General features: G+C 68.4%; 11 protein-coding genes. 7 read left to right on the top strand and 4 right to left on the bottom strand.

What is annotated here, in order from left to right; genetic code table 11:
• Nucleotides 1-126 precede the first annotated feature (126 nt).
• Entirely contained in the window at nucleotides 127-1,548 is a 1,422-nt protein-coding gene (locus tag OG203_RS21610) for an HAD-IB family hydrolase (RefSeq protein ID WP_405167430.1), read from the bottom strand.
• Nucleotides 1,545-4,007, bottom strand: coding sequence for a glycerol-3-phosphate 1-O-acyltransferase (locus OG203_RS21605; RefSeq protein WP_405167429.1), 2,463 nt, complete (start codon nucleotides 4,005-4,007; stop codon nucleotides 1,545-1,547). The genes OG203_RS21610 and OG203_RS21605 overlap by 4 nt, the downstream gene beginning before the upstream one ends.
• 134 nt (nucleotides 4,008-4,141) lie before the next feature.
• Between OG203_RS21605 and OG203_RS21600 the strand changes: the two genes are divergently transcribed.
• The gene (locus tag OG203_RS21600) at nucleotides 4,142-4,906 is read left to right on the top strand and encodes a DUF2127 domain-containing protein (protein WP_405167428.1); all 765 of its coding nucleotides are present in this window, start codon (nucleotides 4,142-4,144) and stop codon (nucleotides 4,904-4,906) included.
• Nucleotides 4,907-5,009: 103 nt separating this feature from the next.
• Nucleotides 5,010-6,326, top strand: a complete 1,317-nt coding sequence (locus OG203_RS21595; protein ID WP_405167427.1) for a salicylate synthase — start codon at nucleotides 5,010-5,012, stop codon at nucleotides 6,324-6,326.
• Between the two features lie 56 nt (nucleotides 6,327-6,382).
• Here the strand turns inward: OG203_RS21595 and OG203_RS21590 are convergent, their stop codons facing one another.
• Nucleotides 6,383-8,002, bottom strand: a complete 1,620-nt coding sequence (locus OG203_RS21590) for a (2,3-dihydroxybenzoyl)adenylate synthase (RefSeq protein ID WP_405167426.1) — start codon at nucleotides 8,000-8,002, stop codon at nucleotides 6,383-6,385.
• A gap of 132 nt (nucleotides 8,003-8,134) precedes the next feature.
• Between OG203_RS21590 and OG203_RS21585 the strand changes: the two genes are divergently transcribed.
• From OG203_RS21585 to OG203_RS21565, 5 genes are all read left to right on the top strand, one after another.
• A complete protein-coding gene (locus OG203_RS21585) occupies nucleotides 8,135-11,644 on the top strand; it encodes an amino acid adenylation domain-containing protein (RefSeq protein ID WP_405167425.1) in 3,510 nt (1,169 codons plus the stop codon).
• A gap of 27 nt (nucleotides 11,645-11,671) precedes the next feature.
• The gene (locus tag OG203_RS21580; RefSeq protein ID WP_405167424.1) at nucleotides 11,672-12,547 is read left to right on the top strand and encodes an oxidoreductase; all 876 of its coding nucleotides are present in this window, start codon (nucleotides 11,672-11,674) and stop codon (nucleotides 12,545-12,547) included.
• 172 nt (nucleotides 12,548-12,719) lie between these two features.
• Nucleotides 12,720-13,190 carry a carboxymuconolactone decarboxylase family protein gene (locus OG203_RS21575; protein ID WP_405167423.1) on the top strand — a complete coding sequence of 157 codons (471 nt, stop codon included), beginning with the start codon at nucleotides 12,720-12,722 and terminating at the stop codon, nucleotides 13,188-13,190.
• A gap of 295 nt (nucleotides 13,191-13,485) precedes the next feature.
• Nucleotides 13,486-14,577, top strand: coding sequence for a 3-deoxy-7-phosphoheptulonate synthase (locus tag OG203_RS21570; protein WP_405167422.1), 1,092 nt, complete (start codon nucleotides 13,486-13,488; stop codon nucleotides 14,575-14,577).
• A gap of 177 nt (nucleotides 14,578-14,754) precedes the next feature.
• Nucleotides 14,755-15,399 carry a LysE family translocator gene (locus OG203_RS21565; RefSeq protein ID WP_405167421.1) on the top strand — a complete coding sequence of 215 codons (645 nt, stop codon included), beginning with the start codon at nucleotides 14,755-14,757 and terminating at the stop codon, nucleotides 15,397-15,399.
• A gap of 46 nt (nucleotides 15,400-15,445) precedes the next feature.
• On the opposite strand, the gene OG203_RS21560 is transcribed toward OG203_RS21565, so the two are convergent.
• Complete coding sequence (locus OG203_RS21560) at nucleotides 15,446-16,618, bottom strand: pyridoxal phosphate-dependent aminotransferase (RefSeq protein ID WP_405167420.1); 1,173 nt, start codon at nucleotides 16,616-16,618, stop codon at nucleotides 15,446-15,448.
• Nucleotides 16,619-16,696: the final 78 nt, after the last annotated feature.

Here is a 16,696-nt window from a genome sequence, read left to right as displayed (position 1 = left end):
CGGTACTGAGAACAATCCTGAAACCTGAACAAATGTTCAGGTCAATTCGACGCGGCTGTGGGCTGCCTCACCCGGCAGATGACCGCCGCAACGGAATTCGTTGCGGCAAGCGGACGTTCGCGCGGATCAGTCCGGCTTCGGCCAGTTCAGCAACGTGTCCAGGTACAGCTGACGGACTCCCGCCACCTTGTCGTCCATATCGTTCGGATCCCAGGCGCTGACGTCGATGGGGTCCAGAATCGCGACGTCTACGGTGCCGGGGCGGGCGACCATCGAGTTGCGCCAACAGATTTCGCCCGCATTGCGGATCACGATGGGGATGATCGGCACGCCGGCCTGGATGGCGATGTGGAACGCGCCCTTCTTGAACGGCGCGACATCCGGTGTGTAGGAGCGGGTGCCCTCGGGGGCGACGGCGATGGACAGCCCGCCGCGCAGCGTGTCGACCACCGGGGCGAGCGCGGCCTTGGCCTTGTCGGTGCTGGACCGATCGATGAAGGTGACGCCGACGAAGCGCATCAGCGGGCCGAAGATCGGGTTGCGGGTCAGCTCCTTCTTGCCGATGCCGGTGACCCCGCCGCCGAGCACCTCGGGGACGATGATGATGTCGAACTGGCTCTGGTGGTTGAACAGGAAGACCGCGGGCCTCGGTGCGTGCGCGTTCTTCGCGCCGGTCACCCGCAGGTGCACGCCCGCGATGCGCAAGGTGTTGCCTGCCGCGTGTTCCAACAGCGCGTCGGCCATCTGCTGACGGTCTTTGGTCGGCGATTTGGCCGCGACACCGTAGAACGCGCCGCCGAGCAGTCCGGCGAATCCTGCTGTGGTGCGGGCATAGTCGGCCGGGCGCGCGGCCAGGCGCGGTCGGAAGCGTAGCGTCGGCCAATCACGTTCCGCGGCAACCGTGCTGAGTTGCTCGTCGGGGTTGACCGCCACCGGGTGGCCGACCAGGGACAGCAGCGGCAGATCGGCGGTGCTGTCGGCGTAGGCATAGCTGTGCGCGAGATCCATGCTGTCGGCGGCGAATTCGCGGACGGCCTCGGCCTTGCCGTTGCGCCACAGCGTCTTTCCATCCGCATAGCCGGTGAGGATGCCGTCCTGAGTCGCCATCGGGGTGTAGAGAACGTGCTCGATGCCGAGCGCGGCCGCTGCGGGCGCCACCTGAAAACGGGTCAGCGAGCTGGTCAGCACCACCGTGTGCCCGGCCGCCTGATGTGTTCGGATCAGTTGCCACGCTTCGGGATACAGATGCCCGTAGACGGTGCGCCGGAACAGCCGCTCGCCGAGCGCATCCAGCTCCTCCTCCGGTTTGCCAGCGACCGCACCGGCGAGCTGGCTCAGCAACCTGCCGTACTCGCCGTCGGTGGTGCCATTGCGGATGCCGCGCAGCAGGACATCCTCGGTGCTACGACGGCGGAACAGCCGACGGAACAACCCTTGGCGCGGAAACCCGTCGACGACGGTGCCGCCGAAATCGAAGATCGCGGCGACCCGCGCGCCCTGCGGCCCGGAGCGGATCGCGGCGACCGCGGCGTCGAGATCGGCACTCACCGCGTCTCCCTGTTGGACGGATCGAGCGCCGCCGCCTGGGAGATGCGGGCGCCGATGGTGCGCAGCCGATCCGCGAATTCCACTCGGCGCTCGGTCAATTCCGCCCTGCGCTTGGCCGAATCATGGGACACCCCTTCGAGCAGGCCGTAGTTGTCGGCGAGTTTCAGTGCGCTGGTGAACAATTCGGTGGAGACCGATTCGGGGCTGTGCAGCCGCTGCTGCAGCATCATCTGCTTACCGACCGCCACGCAGTCGGCGATGAACTGCTTGCGGTCGAGTTCGGTCTCGGGGGCGCGGGCGGCCAGCCGCTCGGCCACCACCAGTTGCGCGTCGAAGAACGAGCGAAGTACCCGGTGCGCCATCATGAATCCGGACCCGGTGAGCTTGGCCATCACCTCGGCACCGAGGGTGTTGTCGCGGGTGTGGCTGTGCCACTCGGGGTCGAGCAGCAGCATCTCGGCCGTCATCTGCTCGGCGAACTCGGCCCGCTCGGGGAAGAAGAACTCGAACTTCAACAGGTCGCGCAGCCGGAACGCCTCGTCCCACCCGGTGCTCAGCTGATCGGCGCCGTCGCTGTCGAGCGCGGCAAGGATGGACAGCTCGAGAATGGCGCGGTTGACGAACCAGTGCACCGCGCTGTTGCGGTAGAACGCGGCCTCGAGGTGCGCGCCCGCCTCGATCGAGTACACCGGCTCCAGCCCGCCGCGATAGACCGTCACCACCTTCGCCAGCGAGAGTTGTTCCAGCACAACGGCAAGACCCTGATCGTCGCGCAATGCGGCCAGCTCGCCGTGCGGCAGCTGTCGCTTCTCGATATAGCCGAGCACCGGGGCGAGCACCGTGCGCACCTCGCCGAGGGTGAGGGCGCGCTCGTGCACGCCGAGCAGCGCGAGGGTGACCAGCGCGTTGACCGTCACCGGGGTGACCGCGTTGATGCCGACGGCGATCTCGAACGCCAACCGCTGCACGGCTTTTCGCTCCAGCTCGGCGACCTCGGGTGCGTCGGGCGCGCCCTGCCCGGTCTCGGTGAGCCCGGCGGGCGCTGGCTCGGTGCGGTGCAGCGGGATGGTCAGCGGCGGTGTGGTGAGCGGATCGCCGTGCGCCGTGAGCCGATCGCGCGCCGAAAGTGGTTCGCCGAAGCGCACATACACGTGCCCGGCCGAATGCTGTTGGCTGCGTACATAACGCGCGAGCCAGGCCAGCCCCTCCGGCTTCTTCTTGCCGCCGACCTGCTCGGTGGAGATGGCGCCGAGTTCGTTGAGCCGCTCGTAGGTGATCGACACCGGAACCAGCATGACGTCCTCGACCCGGTCCGCACGCACCGCCGCCGCAAGGTAATTCAGCAGTCCGTAGCGCGGCGGGCGCAGCTTGCCGGTGCGGGAACGGCCACCCTCGAAGTACCACTCCAGGTTGAATCGCTTGGCGAGCAGATAGGCGAAGTACTCCTCGACCACCGCCTTGTACACCTCGTCGTCGCCGAAACTGCGCCGGATGAACACGGTTCCGGTGCGCCGGGCGATCGGGCCCATCGGCCAGAAGCTGAGGTTCGCGCCACCGATCACATGATTCGGCGGAAAGTCATTGCGGGCCAGCACATCACCGAGCACGAACGCGTCGACATAGGAGCGGTGCGAGGGCAGGAACACCAGCGGGAAGCGGCGGTTGAGATCGCGCAGCCCGGCCAGCCCGGAATCGTCGGAGTCGACCTTCCACGTCGACGCGTGGATCGGACGCATCGCCTGGGTGAACAGGTCGGAGACCAATCTGCTTTGCGCGGCGACGAGTTCGTTCAACGCCTTCTCCGCGCGGCGATACACCTCGTGCGGGCTCGCGCCGATCTGGTCGGCGATGAGCTCGAGCCTGCGCACGAAGTCGGGGGAGTCGAGGATCTCCTCGGCCACCAGCCTCGGCACCTTGTATCGGTCGCCGATGATGGTCCGTTCGGCCCGCTCCAGCGCCACCACCGCGGCGCGCACGATGGCGCGGGCGAACGGCTCGGCCGTGCCCTTGGTGACCAGCGCGGCCGCTTCCGGGTTGTTCGTGCGCAACGCGCTGAGCAGCGCGGGCTGCCCGGTCAAGATCACGTGCCGGTTCGGCTGGTCGGCGAGCTTGCGCTGTGCGAGCCGATTCGGCTTGCGCGGGTTGGTCAGCAACGCCATGTCCGCGAAGGTGATCCGGCGGACGCCGTCGCGCTCCGGCGGCCGCCAGAGCACGCGCACCGGCACCACCAGCGGATCGTCGTGGCGGCCGACCAGCCGGGTGGCGACGGCGCCCGCGTCCAGATCCAATTGGGTGATCGGGGCGTCGGTGCCGAATTCCTTGGTGATCCCGCCCTCGGCCAACCAGGTTCCGATGAGTTCGCGCTCCACCCCGGACGTCGCGTCGACCAGCGCCACCACCGATCCCGGTGCCGACGCTCGCTCGATGTCCGCGGGCGATCCGCCACGGTGCTCGATCATGACCTGGTTTCCCTCCGACTGACGATCTCCCCATTGAAGCCCCTGAGGGCGATTCCGCGCAGGCACTCGGGCCCGCAAGTTGAACGCGCGGCGATGATCCCGCGTTCCGTTCGCTGGCGAATTACGCTGCGCATATGGATTGGGCCCTACGCGCGTGCGGTTGGCACGGCCACTACACCTACGCACCGGACGAGTCGGACCTGGCCGACCGGCTGCGCGTCGACACCGTGGCCGGGGTGGCCTGGCGCTGCCTGCGCTGCGGCACCTTCGTGCCAGGCGATCCGGTCAGCTCCGGTCCGGCAGACCACGCGCCCGAGGTGCCGCGCGGGCGGCTGCTGCGTGATCGCTGGCTGATGCGGGCCTTGGCGATCGAGCGGGTGGTGCGCGGGTTGGTGCTGCTCATCGCGGCGTTCGCGGTGCTGAAGTTCCGTGGGTCGCGGGAGACGATGCGGGCCGCCTTCGACCGGGATCTGCCGCTGCTGCGCCCGCTGGCCGACCAGCTCGGCTGGGATATCGACCGATCGAAGATCGTGCACCTGATCGATCAGGCGTTCTCGCTGTCGAATACGACGCTGGTGTGGGTGGCCGCCGGCGTGTTCGTGTACGCGGGGCTGCAGGCGATCGAGGCGCTCGGTCTGTGGCTGATGAAGCGCTGGGGCGAGTACTTCGCCGTCGTCGCGACGAGTCTGTTTCTGCCGCTGGAGATCTACGAGTTGACCGAGAAGGTGACCGCGCTCAAGATCGGCGCGCTGCTGATCAACATCGCCGCGGTGGTGTGGCTGCTCTACTCGAAGCGGCTGTTCGGGCTGCGCGGTGGTGCCGCCGCGTATCACGCCGAACACAGCGCGGAGAGTTTGCTGAGCGTCGAGCGTTCGGCACTGTCCGTCCCGGGGAAGTGACCGCGCGACGGGCGGTCGTTGTGTCTGCGAGCACAGCCGCAAGCTAATCAGGTAATGCTAACCTTACCTCCACAGTGACGCCGGCTAGAGCTTTGGAGGATCGTTGTCGACCACGGACGAACGCTTGCGGGTGGAGTATGTGACCGATCCGGCGGCAGCGATGTCCCGGCTGGCGGGGGCCGAGCGCTTCGGCGAGTACGTGATGTACGAGCGGCCGGGCGAGTGGGTGTTCGCGGCCGATCCGATCGGCGGCATCGAACTCGATGTCGAGCGGCTGCGGGTCAGCTGGGCTGGGCAGACCACAACCACGAAGTGGACGGGCCGCCCGGCGGGTGTCGTCGATCGGGCGCTCGCCGCGCTGCCGCTCGACGGCCGGAATGCCTACGGCTGGATCGGATTCGAGTTCTGCGCGTGGGCCTACGACGCGACCGCGCACCTCGACCCGCGAACCACGCTGGTGCAGTTGATGATTCCGCGCATCGAGGTGCGGATCGGCGCGTTCGGCATCCGGGTGTCCGGCGCGACCCCCGCGGAGACCGGCGACATCCACGATCTGATCACCGAATCGCAGGAAACCGAACTGCCGCAGCCGCATCCGGCGGATGTCCGGCTCGACCCGACCGGCTACGCGGGCCGGGTGGCCGAGGCGGTCGACGAGATCAAGGCGGACCGCTACCAGAAGGTCATCCTGTCGCGGAAGGTCGATCTGCCGTTCGTGGTCGACATGCCAGCGACCTACCGGCTGGGGCGCGCGCACAACACGCCGGCGCGGTCGTTCCTGCTTCGGCTCGGCGGGCTCGAGGCGGCCGGATTCAGCCCGGAGCTCGTCGCCTCCGTCGACGACGACCGCATGGTGACCACCGAACCGGTCGCGGGCACACGTGCCTTCGGGCGTGGCGCCGACATCGACGCCGCGGCCCGCGCCGACCTGCTCAGAGACCCCAAAGAGATCGTGGAGCACGCGATTTCGGTGCAGACCTCGTTCGCGGAGATGGCCTCGGTGGCCGATCCGGGCACCGTCGCGGTCTCCGACTTCATGGCGGTGCGCGAGCGGGGCAGCGTGCAGCATCTGTCCTCCACCGTGTGCGGCAGGCTGGCCGCCGAACGGTCGAGCTGGGAGGCGCTCGAGGTGCTGTTCCCCTCGGTCACCGCGTCCGGCATTCCCAAGCGCGCTGGCATCGATTCGGTGTTCCGGCTCGATCATGACCCGCGCGGGTTGTATTCCGGTGCGGTGGTGACGGTTTCGCCGACCGGTGCGCTGGAGGCGACCCTGGTGCTGCGCGCGATCTATCAGACCACCGAGGGTGCCTGGTTGCGCGCGGGTGCTGGCATCGTCGCGCAGTCGCGTCCGGAACGGGAATTCGAGGAGACCTGCGAAAAGCTCGGCAGCATCGCGCCTTACGTGGTGCAGGCGCAGTAGGGCCTGAGCCGTCGGGCAGCGCATCGAAAGGTGCGCTGCCCGTTGTCGTTTCGTGGTCAGGCCGATCCATCCTCGGTGCGCAGCGCCTTCTTGTCGATCTTTCCGACGGCCGTGATCGGCAGACTTGCCGCGCGGCGCAGCACATCGGGGAGTTTGTACGTCGCCAAGCCTCGGGCCGCGAGGAAGGTCTTGATCTCGGCCAGGGTCGGCATCTCGCCGTCGACAACCAGTACGGCGCAGACCTTTTCACCGAGGTCCGCGTCGGGTAGCCCGACGGCGGCGGCGTGCCGGACGATCGGGTGCGCGAGCAGATGTTCCTCGAGTTCGTCGCACGAGATGTTCTCGCCACCGCGGTTGATGACGTCCTTGATCCGCCCGGAGACCACGAGGTGCCCGCTGGGCAGACGGCGCACCAGATCGCCGCTGCGGTAATAGCCGTCGGGGGTGAAGGCGCGGGCGTTGTGTTCGGGAGCGCGGTAATAGCCGCGAATGGTGTAGGGGCCCTTGGTGAGCAGTTCGCCTTCCGCGCCCGGTGCGACGTCATTGCCGTCCGCGTCGACGATCCGGATCTCGTCGGCGGGCGACAGCGCCCGGCCCTGCGTGGCGTGCAGTAGTTCCGCGTCGTCGTCGAGCCGGGTGAAGTTGAGCAGACCCTCGGCCATGCCGAACACCTGCTGCACGGTGGCACCGAGCGCGGGCATCACCTCGCGGGCATTGACCTCGGCCAGCCTGGCGCCGCCGACCTGGAGCAACCGCAGTGAACTCAGGTCGGCCGCCTCCCATTCGGTTGCGGCACACCACAGCTGGGCCAGCGGCGGGACAACGGCGGTGGCCGTGACCCGATGCCGTTCGATGGCGGCGAAGGCGCTCTCCGGGCTCGGGTCGGTGACGAAGGCGACCGCGCCGCCGACGCTCATGGTGCCGAGGATGCCCGGGCAGGCCAGCGGGAAGTTGTGCGCGGCAGGCAAAGTCGCGAGGTAGACGTCGTCCTCGGTGAGCGCGCACACCTCGGCGCTCGCGGTGGCGTTGTAGACATAGTCGTCGTGCGTGCGGGCGATCAGCTTCGGCAGGCCCGTAGTGCCGCCGGAGACCAGCATCAGCGCGATATCGTTCGGGTCGATCTTTGGGAGTGAATCACCCTCGCGCGGGACCGTATTCAAGTCGATGCCGAATCCGGGTTCGCCGAGCACCAGCACGTGCCGCAGCGACGGCACTGCCGCCTGCACGGTCGTTGCCAGGTCCCGATAGTCGAAATCGCCGATCCGGTCGACGATTATGTAGGCGACGGCGTCGGAAAGCGCCGCCAGATGCTCGATTTCGGCCCGCCGATGCGCGGGCAGGGTCAGCACCGGAATGCTCCCGGCCCGCAGCGACCCGAACAGCACGGTCAGGAACTCCGGCACATTCGGCAGCTGCACCACCACTCGGTCGCCGGGCGCGATGCCGAGCGCGAGCAGCCCGTGCGCCATCCGATCGGCCTCCGCGTCCAGCCACGCATAACTACGCGGGCCCTCGGTATCGAGCAGTGCGGGCCGGTGCGGATGCCGACGGGCGGTCTCCCGCAGTAGATCGCCAAGCCCGCGCCCGGTCCAATACCCCGCCGCCCGATAGGCCTCGCCGACCTCGGTGGGGAAGGGCACATAACCATCGCGATGCGGGGTGGATATCGAAGTCACGGTCTGCCTCACAGCCGATCCGGGTCCGGCCCGGACGAAGATAGGTAAGGCAACCCTATCTCAATGCGATAGGCTGCATCGAGCAGTCTCGATCCGCCGGATATGGCGGCGACCAAGGAGTGACAGGGCCAGATGGAGCCAGCACAGCGACCGGGGGACGGGGCGGACAATAAGGAGAGCGCGGCGAGGGGGCCGGTGATCGCCCGTGCCGATATTCGCGCCGCGATCGCCGATCATCTCGACGTTCCCGCCGACTCGATCGACGACGACGCCGACCTCATCCAGCTCGGCCTCGACTCCATCCGCACCATGAAACTGGCCGGTCGATGGCGCAAGCGCGGGGTCGACGTGAACTTCGCCCAGCTCGCGGCGGCGCCGACCGTCGCGCAATGGGCACGCCTGCTAGGTGCCGACGCCGTCGGAGTCGCCGAAATCCAGCCCGCCCCTGCGGAATCCGACGACGAGTCCGCTCCCTTCCCGCTGGCGACAATGCAGCACGCGTATTGGATCGGCCGCTCCGACGAGCAGGACCTCGGCGGGGTCGCAGCCCACCTCTACGTCGAATTCGACGGTGCCGCAGTAGATCCCGAACGACTCGCGCGCGCCGTCGATGATCTCGTCGCCGCACATCCGATGCTGCGCACCAGGTTTCTGCCGAACGGCACCCAGCAGACCATGCCCGCACCAGTACACCCCGTCTTCTCAGTGGTCGACCTGCGCGGACATGCCGGCGACGCGGCCGAGGCGGAACTGATCCACCTGCGCGACACCAAAACCCACCAGCGGCTGGCCATCGAGGACGGCCAGGTCCTCGATGTGACGCTGAGCCTGCTGGCCGAGGACCGAACCAGGTTGCACCTCGATGTCGACATGCTGGCCGGTGACGCGATGAGCTACCGCGTGCTGATCGGCGACCTCGCCGAGCTGTATCAGGGCGCGACGCTGCCGGCTCAGGACTACAGCTATCGGCGCTACCGCACCCAGCGCAGCACGGACACCGCCGCGCGGGAGCGGGACCGGCAATGGTGGCAGCGGCGGCTGCCCGAACTACCCGGAGCACCGGAGCTGCCGACGATCCCGGTCAGCGAACGCACCGACCCACATCGCACCGTCCGATACGACCACTGGCTCGCCCCGGCGGCGAAAGAGCGCCTGCTCGCCGCGGCGCATGCCCGCGGCATCACCCCCGCGATAGCGCTGGCCGCGGTATTCGCCGAGACCATCGGCGGCTGGTCGGCGCAGAGCCGGTTCCTGCTGAATGTGCCGCTGTTCCAACGGGAACCGGTGCACCCCGAGGTGGATCGGGTGATCGGCGATTTCACGTCATCGATCATGCTCGAGGTGGATGTCAGCGCGGATGTGACGGTCGCCGAGCGGGCCAAGGCGCTACAGCGTTCGATGCACGAAAGTGGTGCGCACACCGCCTATTCGGGCCTGGAGGTGTTGCGTGATCTCGGGCGGCAGCGTGGTGAGCCGGTGCTCGCGCCGATCGTCTACACCAGCGCGCTCAACCTGGGCGAGCTGTTCGCCGCGTCGGTGATCGAGACCTTCGGCGAGCCGGTCTGGATCATCTCGCAGGGCCCGCAGGTGCTGCTTGACGCCCAGGTCACCGAGGTGCGCGGCGGACTGCTGCTCAACTGGGATGTCCGGGAATCGGCGTTCCCCGCCGGGATGATCGACGCGATGTTCACCAGCTATACCCACGCGGTCGACAGGCTCGGCGCGGGCGCGGCCGGTTGGGGTGCCGAAGCCGCTGTGCGACTGCCGGTTTCGCAGGCGTCAGTGCGCGCCGCGGTGAACGCGACGGACGGGCCGGTGAGCGGCCGGGTGCTGCACGAGGGCTTCTTCGAGCATGCCGCGACCACGCCCGATGCCATCGCGGTCGGATGGGGGTCCGATGGCGGCTTGACCTATCGCGAGCTGGCGACGCAGGCACTCGCCGTGGCAGGTGCGTTGCGGGACAATGGGGTTCGCCCCGGACAGACGGTGGCGGTCCAGCTACCCAAGGGGCCGGACCAGATCCTGGCCGTGCTCGGCGTGCTCGCGGCCGGTGCCGTCTACGTGCCGATCGGCTTCGACCAGCCGATCGGGCGGCGCGCGGAGATCCTGCGCACCGGCGATGTGGTCGCGGCGCTCACCGTCGACGGCGCGGACCTGGGCCGCGCCGAGGTCGCCTGCCTGCCGCTCGCCGCAGCGCGCAACCATCTGAATCCGCTGGCGGAACCCATATTTCCCGATCAGGACGCGATCGCCTACGTGCTGTTCACCTCCGGTTCCACCGGTGTGCCGAAGGGCGTCGACGTGCCGCACAGCGGCGCGATGAACACCATCGACGCGGTGAACGCCTGGTTCGAGGTCGGTGCGGGCGACCGGGTACTCGGACTGTCCGCGTTGGAGTTCGACGCCTCGGTTTACGACATGTTCGGCATGTTCTCCGTCGGCGGCGCCGTGATCGCCCTGGACGCGCAGCAGCGCGCGGAGGCCACCACCTGGGTGGAACTGATTCGCCACCACCGGGTTTCGATCCTCAACTGCGTGCCGAGCATGCTGGACATGATCCTCGAGGTCGGCGGCGACCAGCTGGGTGATTCGCTGCGCGCGGTGACCCTCGGCGGCGACTGGGTCGGCGCCGACCTGGCGCGCAGGCTCGCCCGCCAGGTGCCTGGCTGCCGCTTCGCCGGACTCGGCGGCGCGACCGAAACCTCCATCCACAACACCATCTGCGAGGTCGCCGACCCGCCCGAGCATTGGGCGACAGTGCCTTTCGGTGTTCCGCTGCGCAACGTGCGGTGCCGGATCGTCAACGCGGCCGGTCGCGACTGCCCCGACTGGGTGCCCGGCGAGCTCTGGGTCGGCGGCGCGAACGTCGCCGCTGGCTACCGCAACGACCCCGCGCGGACCGCCGAACGCTTCGTCGAGCACAACGACCTCCGCTGGTACCGAACCGGTGACATGGCCAGGTACTGGCCGGACGGCACCATCGAATTCCTCGGCCGCGCCGACCATCAGGTGCAGATCCGCGGTTACCGGGTGGAACTCGGCGAGGTGGAGAGCGGGCTGCGCGCGGCACCCGGTGTCCGGCACGCGGTTGCCGCGGTTGTCGGTGCGACGGCGCCGAAACTCGTTGCCGCCGTCGCCGGCTCGACCGGCAGTATCGAGGAGATCATCTCGGCCGTTTCGGACCTGTTGCCCGCCTACATGATTCCGACTCGCATCGAGATACTCGACCGAATGCCGCTGACCGATAACGGAAAACTGGATCGTCGCGCCGTGCTCGCGCTGCTCGAACCGGCCGCCGGCGAGGCGCTGAACGCGGACCCGAGCGACCCGCTGGAGGCCGCGCTGGCCGCGATCGTCGCGGAAGTACTCGGCGAGCACCGAATCGGCGTGCACGACGATTTCTTCGCCGCCGGTGGCGATTCGGTACTGGCGACCACGGCCATCGCGCGGGTACGCGAATGGCTCGACGTCGACCACGCGCTGGTCGCGGACCTCCTGATCGGCCGCACGGTAGCCGGTCTCGCACAGCGGCTTTCGGCCAGGGAAAGCGAGCGCGGCACACCCGACCGGTTGTCCGGTGTCGCGACGCTCTATCTGGAGGTCGCGGCGATGAGCGACGACGAGGTGTTGGCCAAGGTGTGACGTAACGTCTCGGTTTAGAATCCCGGCATGAGCAGGTGGGATACCTCGACGATGCCCGATCAGACGGGCCGCACGTTCATTGTGACCGGCGCGAACAGCGGGCTTGGGTCGGCCACCGTGCGTGCGCTGGCGGGGGCGGGGGCACAGGTCGTACTCGCCTGTCGGAACGTGGCTAAGGCCGAGCAGGTCGCCGCGCCGTTCGGTGACCGCGCGGTGGTGCGGAAGCTGGATCTCGCGGACCTGGCGTCGGTGCGTGCGTTCGCCGAGGCGGCGGAACCGGCGGACGTGCTGATCAACAACGCCGGCGTGATGGCGCTGCCGGAACTGCGGACCGCCGACGGCTTCGAAATGCAGGTCGGCACAAACTATCTCGGGCACTTCGCGCTGACCGGACTACTGCTGGACAAGATTTCGGAGCGGATCGTCACGGTCGCCAGCGTGGCACACGTCATCGGCAAGATCGATCTGGACGATCTCAACTGGGAGCGGCGCAAGTACCAGCGCTGGCCCGCCTACGGGCAGGCGAAGCTGGCCAACCTGATGTTCGCCTACGAGCTGCACCGCAGGCTGACGGCGACGGGTTCGCCGAAGATCTCGGTCGCCGCCCACCCGGGTTACGCCGCGACCGAGCTGATGTCGCACACCGAGTCGATCCAGGACGCGGTGATGTGGCTCGGCAACCGGCTGCTCGCGCAAAGCGCCGAGATGGGCGCGCTGCCAACGCTTTACGCCGCGACCGCGCAGGTCGAGCCGGGCCACTACTACGGGCCGGCCAGCTGGGGCGGCTTCCGTGGCTACCCCGGCGTCTCGGGTTCGTCGAAGGCGTCGCGGGACGAGGACGTCGCGCGCGGGCTGTGGGAGCTGTCGGAGAAGCTGACCGGCGTCACCTACTTCCATAGCTGACAAGCATTGCCCGCGCCTGGGGAAGTAGGCCGTGCACACGTCGCGCCCTGAGCTGCGACGATGAATCGGAATGCCGAGTGATCCAAGTCACCACCACCTTCGATGTCACACCTCACCACGCTGTGTCGTCCTCTCTATGAAGACGCAGCACAACCACGAAGGAAGGCACATCATGGACCCCCGCATCAACCTCTTCGCCAACCCCGTCGGCGCCAGCTTCACCAAGCGACTCACCATGGCGTCCAAGGTGATCAACGATTCCACCCTGCCCGCCGCCACCCACGAGCTGGTCAAGATCCGCGCCAGCCAGATCAACGGCTGCGGCTACTGCACCGACATGCACACCAAAGACGCCGCGCACAACGGCGAGACCTCGGTGCGGCTCAACCTGGTCGCCGCCTGGCACGAGGCCACCGTCTTCACCGAGCCCGAGCGGGCCGCGCTCGCGCTGACCGAGGAGGCCACCCGGATCGGTGACGGCCGCGGCGTCAGCGACGCGGTGTGGCAGCAGGTGCGCAAGCACTACGACGACGACCAGATCGCCGCCCTGATCGCGTCCATCGCGATGATCAACGCCTGGAACCGGATGAACGTCATCGCCCGCACTCCGGCGGGCGACTACCAGCCCGGCCAGTGGGGCTGAAATCGCCTCGGCATCAGCGAACCGAACGGTCAGGCCGGATGACCGACCTGACCTTCGGCGCGCACCGGGACATGCCGAAATACCCGTGCTGTGGCATGCGGCACGGTCGATTCGCCCCTCGGTAGCTGCCTGGTACAGTCGCTGACGTGCAGCGCTTCTATTTCTGGTTTAGCAAGCCGGCCCCGGGTGGGCAGGTCTGCGGCAACCACATGCGCTGACGACATTCCACCCCGAGCCGGAAGACCGGCTCGACGGGGTTTCGCGTCCGTGGGTCGGCCGAAGAAAAGGAACCCACATGACCACCGCTGTTGACGTCGATCCACGGCATTCCGATCTGGACGACCAACGCACTTTGAGCGTCAGCCCGTTGCGATCGCCCGCCGAGGTACGCCGGGTACACCAGATCACCGACGCCCTCGCCGACACCGTTCGCCGCGGCCGCGCGGCCACCGTCGACGTGCTGAACGGCGTGGACGACCGCCTGATGGTGATCGTCGGCCCGTGCTCGGTGCACGACCCCGCCGCCGCCCTCGACTACGCCCGCCGCCTCGCCGACAAGTCCGCCGAGCTGGACGACCGGCTGCATGTGGTGATGCGGGTGTACTTCGAGAAGCCGCGCACCACCCTCGGCTGGAAGGGGCTGATCAACGATCCGCACCTGGACGGCTCCTTCGACGTCAACACCGGCCTCGGCTTCGGCCGCAAGCTGCTCGCCGACATCACCGGTCTCGGCTTGCCGGTGGCGTGCGAGTTCCTCGACCCGATCACCCCGCAGTACATCGCGGACCTGGTCTCCTACGGCGCGATCGGCGCACGCACGGCGGCAAGCCAGGTGCATCGCCAGCTGAGCAGCGCGCTGTCCATGCCGGTCGGCATCAAGAACGGCACCGACGGTGACGTGCAGGTTGCCGTCGACGGTGTGCGCGCCGCCGCGGCAAGCCACGTGTTCCCCGGCACCGACCTGGACGGGCGCGCCGCGCTGATCCGCACCACCGGCAATCCCGACTGCCACGTCATCCTGCGCGGCGGCACCTCCGGCACGAACTACGACGCGGTATCGGTCGCCGCGGCGGGCACGCTGTTGGCGAAGGCCGGGCTGCCGGAGCGGCTCGTTGTCGATGCCAGCCACGGCAACAGCAACAAGGACCACAACAAGCAGGTCGATGTGGTCACCGACATCACGGGCCGATTGGCCGAGGGCGAACGCGGTGTGGTCGGTGTGATGCTGGAGAGCTTCCTCGTCGCCGGTCGGCAGGATCTCACCCTCGGCCACGCCGACGAGCTCACCTACGGCCAGTCCATCACCGACGCCTGCCTCGATTGGGACACCACCGCCGCGCAGCTCGACCGGCTCGCCGATTCGGTCAAGCGTCGCCGTAATCTCTGACCGCCGTACGGGTTTCAGCTTCCCGCCGCAGTGATCTTGGCGGGCAGCTGAGGACCCGCCCGGCGAGATCACCGGAAATCTGCGCGGGCGGCGCAGGATCCGCGCGGCGAGATCATCGGACCAGCGACCTTCAAGTGGACCGAGACGCGCTCGCGCCGGTCGGCGAGGATCGACAGCGTGATCGAAATGGCGGCAGTTCTCGGAGTGGCGGCCGTGGCGTTGGGGCTGGTCCTGACGCCGGGCCCGAACATGATGTACCTGGTTTCCCGGACCGTGTCGCAGGGGCGGCGCGCCGGGCTGGTGTCGCTCGGCGGTGTGGCGGCGGGGTTCGGGGTGTATCTGATCGCGGCGGCGGTGGGGATCACCGCGGTGTTCGCGGTGGTGCCAGGGTTGTATCTTGCGGTGAAGCTGGCCGGTGCGGTGTATCTGCTGTGGTTGGCCTGGCAGGCGTTACGACCCGGCGGGACTTCGGTATTCGAGCCGACGGTGTTGCCCGCGGATCCGCCGCGGCGGTTGTTCACGATGGGGTTCCTCACGAACCTGCTGAATCCGAAGATCGCGATCCTGTACATGGCGCTGATTCCGCAGTTCGTGGTGCCCGCCAACGGGCAGGTCTGGTTGCAGAGCCTGTGCCTCGGCTCGGTGCAGATCGCGGTCGGGTTGACGGTGGACGCGCTGATCGTGCTCGGTGCGGCAGGCATCTCGACGTTCCTGACCGGCCGACCGCTCTGGCTGCGCGTCCAGCGCTACTTCATGGGCACCATGCTCGGCACCATCGCGGTCCTGGTCGCCACCGACAGCGCCCGCCCGACCCCGGCCTGACGAGGTAACCGCTCAGGCCTGTTCGGCGCGCCCGCGCGGCGACGGCTCAGCGCGCGCCCGCGCGGAGTCGGCGCACGCCCTCGTCCAGGGTCTCGTCGCGCTTGCAGAAGGTGAAGCGCACCAGGTGGCTCCATGCCGCGGCATCGTCGGCGAAGACGCTGACCGGGACCGCGGCGACGCCGAGCCGCTTGGGCAGTTCCCGGCAGAAGGCGAGGCCGTCGGTCGCGCCGAGCGGGGTGATGTCGCCGCACACGAAGTACCCGCCCGGACTCGACTGCACCGCCAGTCCCGTCTCGGCCAGCGCGGCGGCGAGCCGAAGTCGTTTCTCGGACAAGGTATCCCGCAAGCCGGCGACCCAGTCGAGCTCGTGGTTCAGCGCGTGCGCGACCGCAGGCTGGAACGGGCCACCCGCGACGAAGGTCAGGAACTGTTTGGCGGCGAGCACGCCGTCGATCAGGTTGGCCGGACCGCACGCCCAGCCGGTTTTCCAGCCGGTGACGCTGAATGTCTTTGCCGCACTGGACACCACGACGGTGCGCTCGGCCATGCCCGGTAGCGTGGCCAGGCTGATGTGCTCGGTGCCGTCGTAGACGAGGTGCTCGTATACCTCGTCGGTGAGCACCAGAATGTCGTGCTCGCAGGCGATTTCGGCGATCGCCTGCAGATCGGCGCGGCCGAGCACGGTGCCGGTCGGGTTGTGCGGGGAATTGACGACCAGCATCCTGGTCGCCGGCGTGATCGCGGCGCGCAGGCTGTCCAGGTCGAGCACGAAGCGATCGCCGTCGGCGACCAGCCGAGCGGTACGCCGCTGCGCGCCGGCCAAAGCGACTGCGGCGGCGTAAGAGTCGTAATAAGGCTCGATCAACACGACCTCAGAGCCCGGCTCGACCAAGCCGAGGATGGCGGCGCTGATCGCCTCGGTTGCCCCGACGGTCACCAGCACCTGGGTGTCGGGGTCATAGTGGGTGCCGTAGCGGCGGGCCCGGTCGTCGGCGATGGCGCGGCGCAGCACCGGCATACCGCGCCCCGGCGGGTACTGATTCAGGCCGTCGGCGATGGCCTGCCTGGCGACCTCGAGCATGCCAGCGGGGCCGTCGGTGTCGGGGAATCCTTGGCCTAAGTTGACCGCGTCGAACCGGACGGCGAGCTCGGTCATCTCCGCGAAGATCGTGGAGGCGAACGGACGCAGGCGGGCAACGGTGGCGGGTTGCGGAGGCATATTCGGAGACTAGTCGAGCATGCTCGGGCTAGCTCGGCCGTGTGCTACCTCACAAGCCCGCCGCGCCGCGCCTCTCGA

It is taken from the genome of Nocardia sp. NBC_01499 (assembly GCF_045040275.1).
Lineage (GTDB): Bacteria > Actinomycetota > Actinomycetes > Mycobacteriales > Mycobacteriaceae > Nocardia.
Note: the sequence above shows the minus strand (reverse complement) of the source record. Positions and strands in the feature narration are given on the sequence as shown.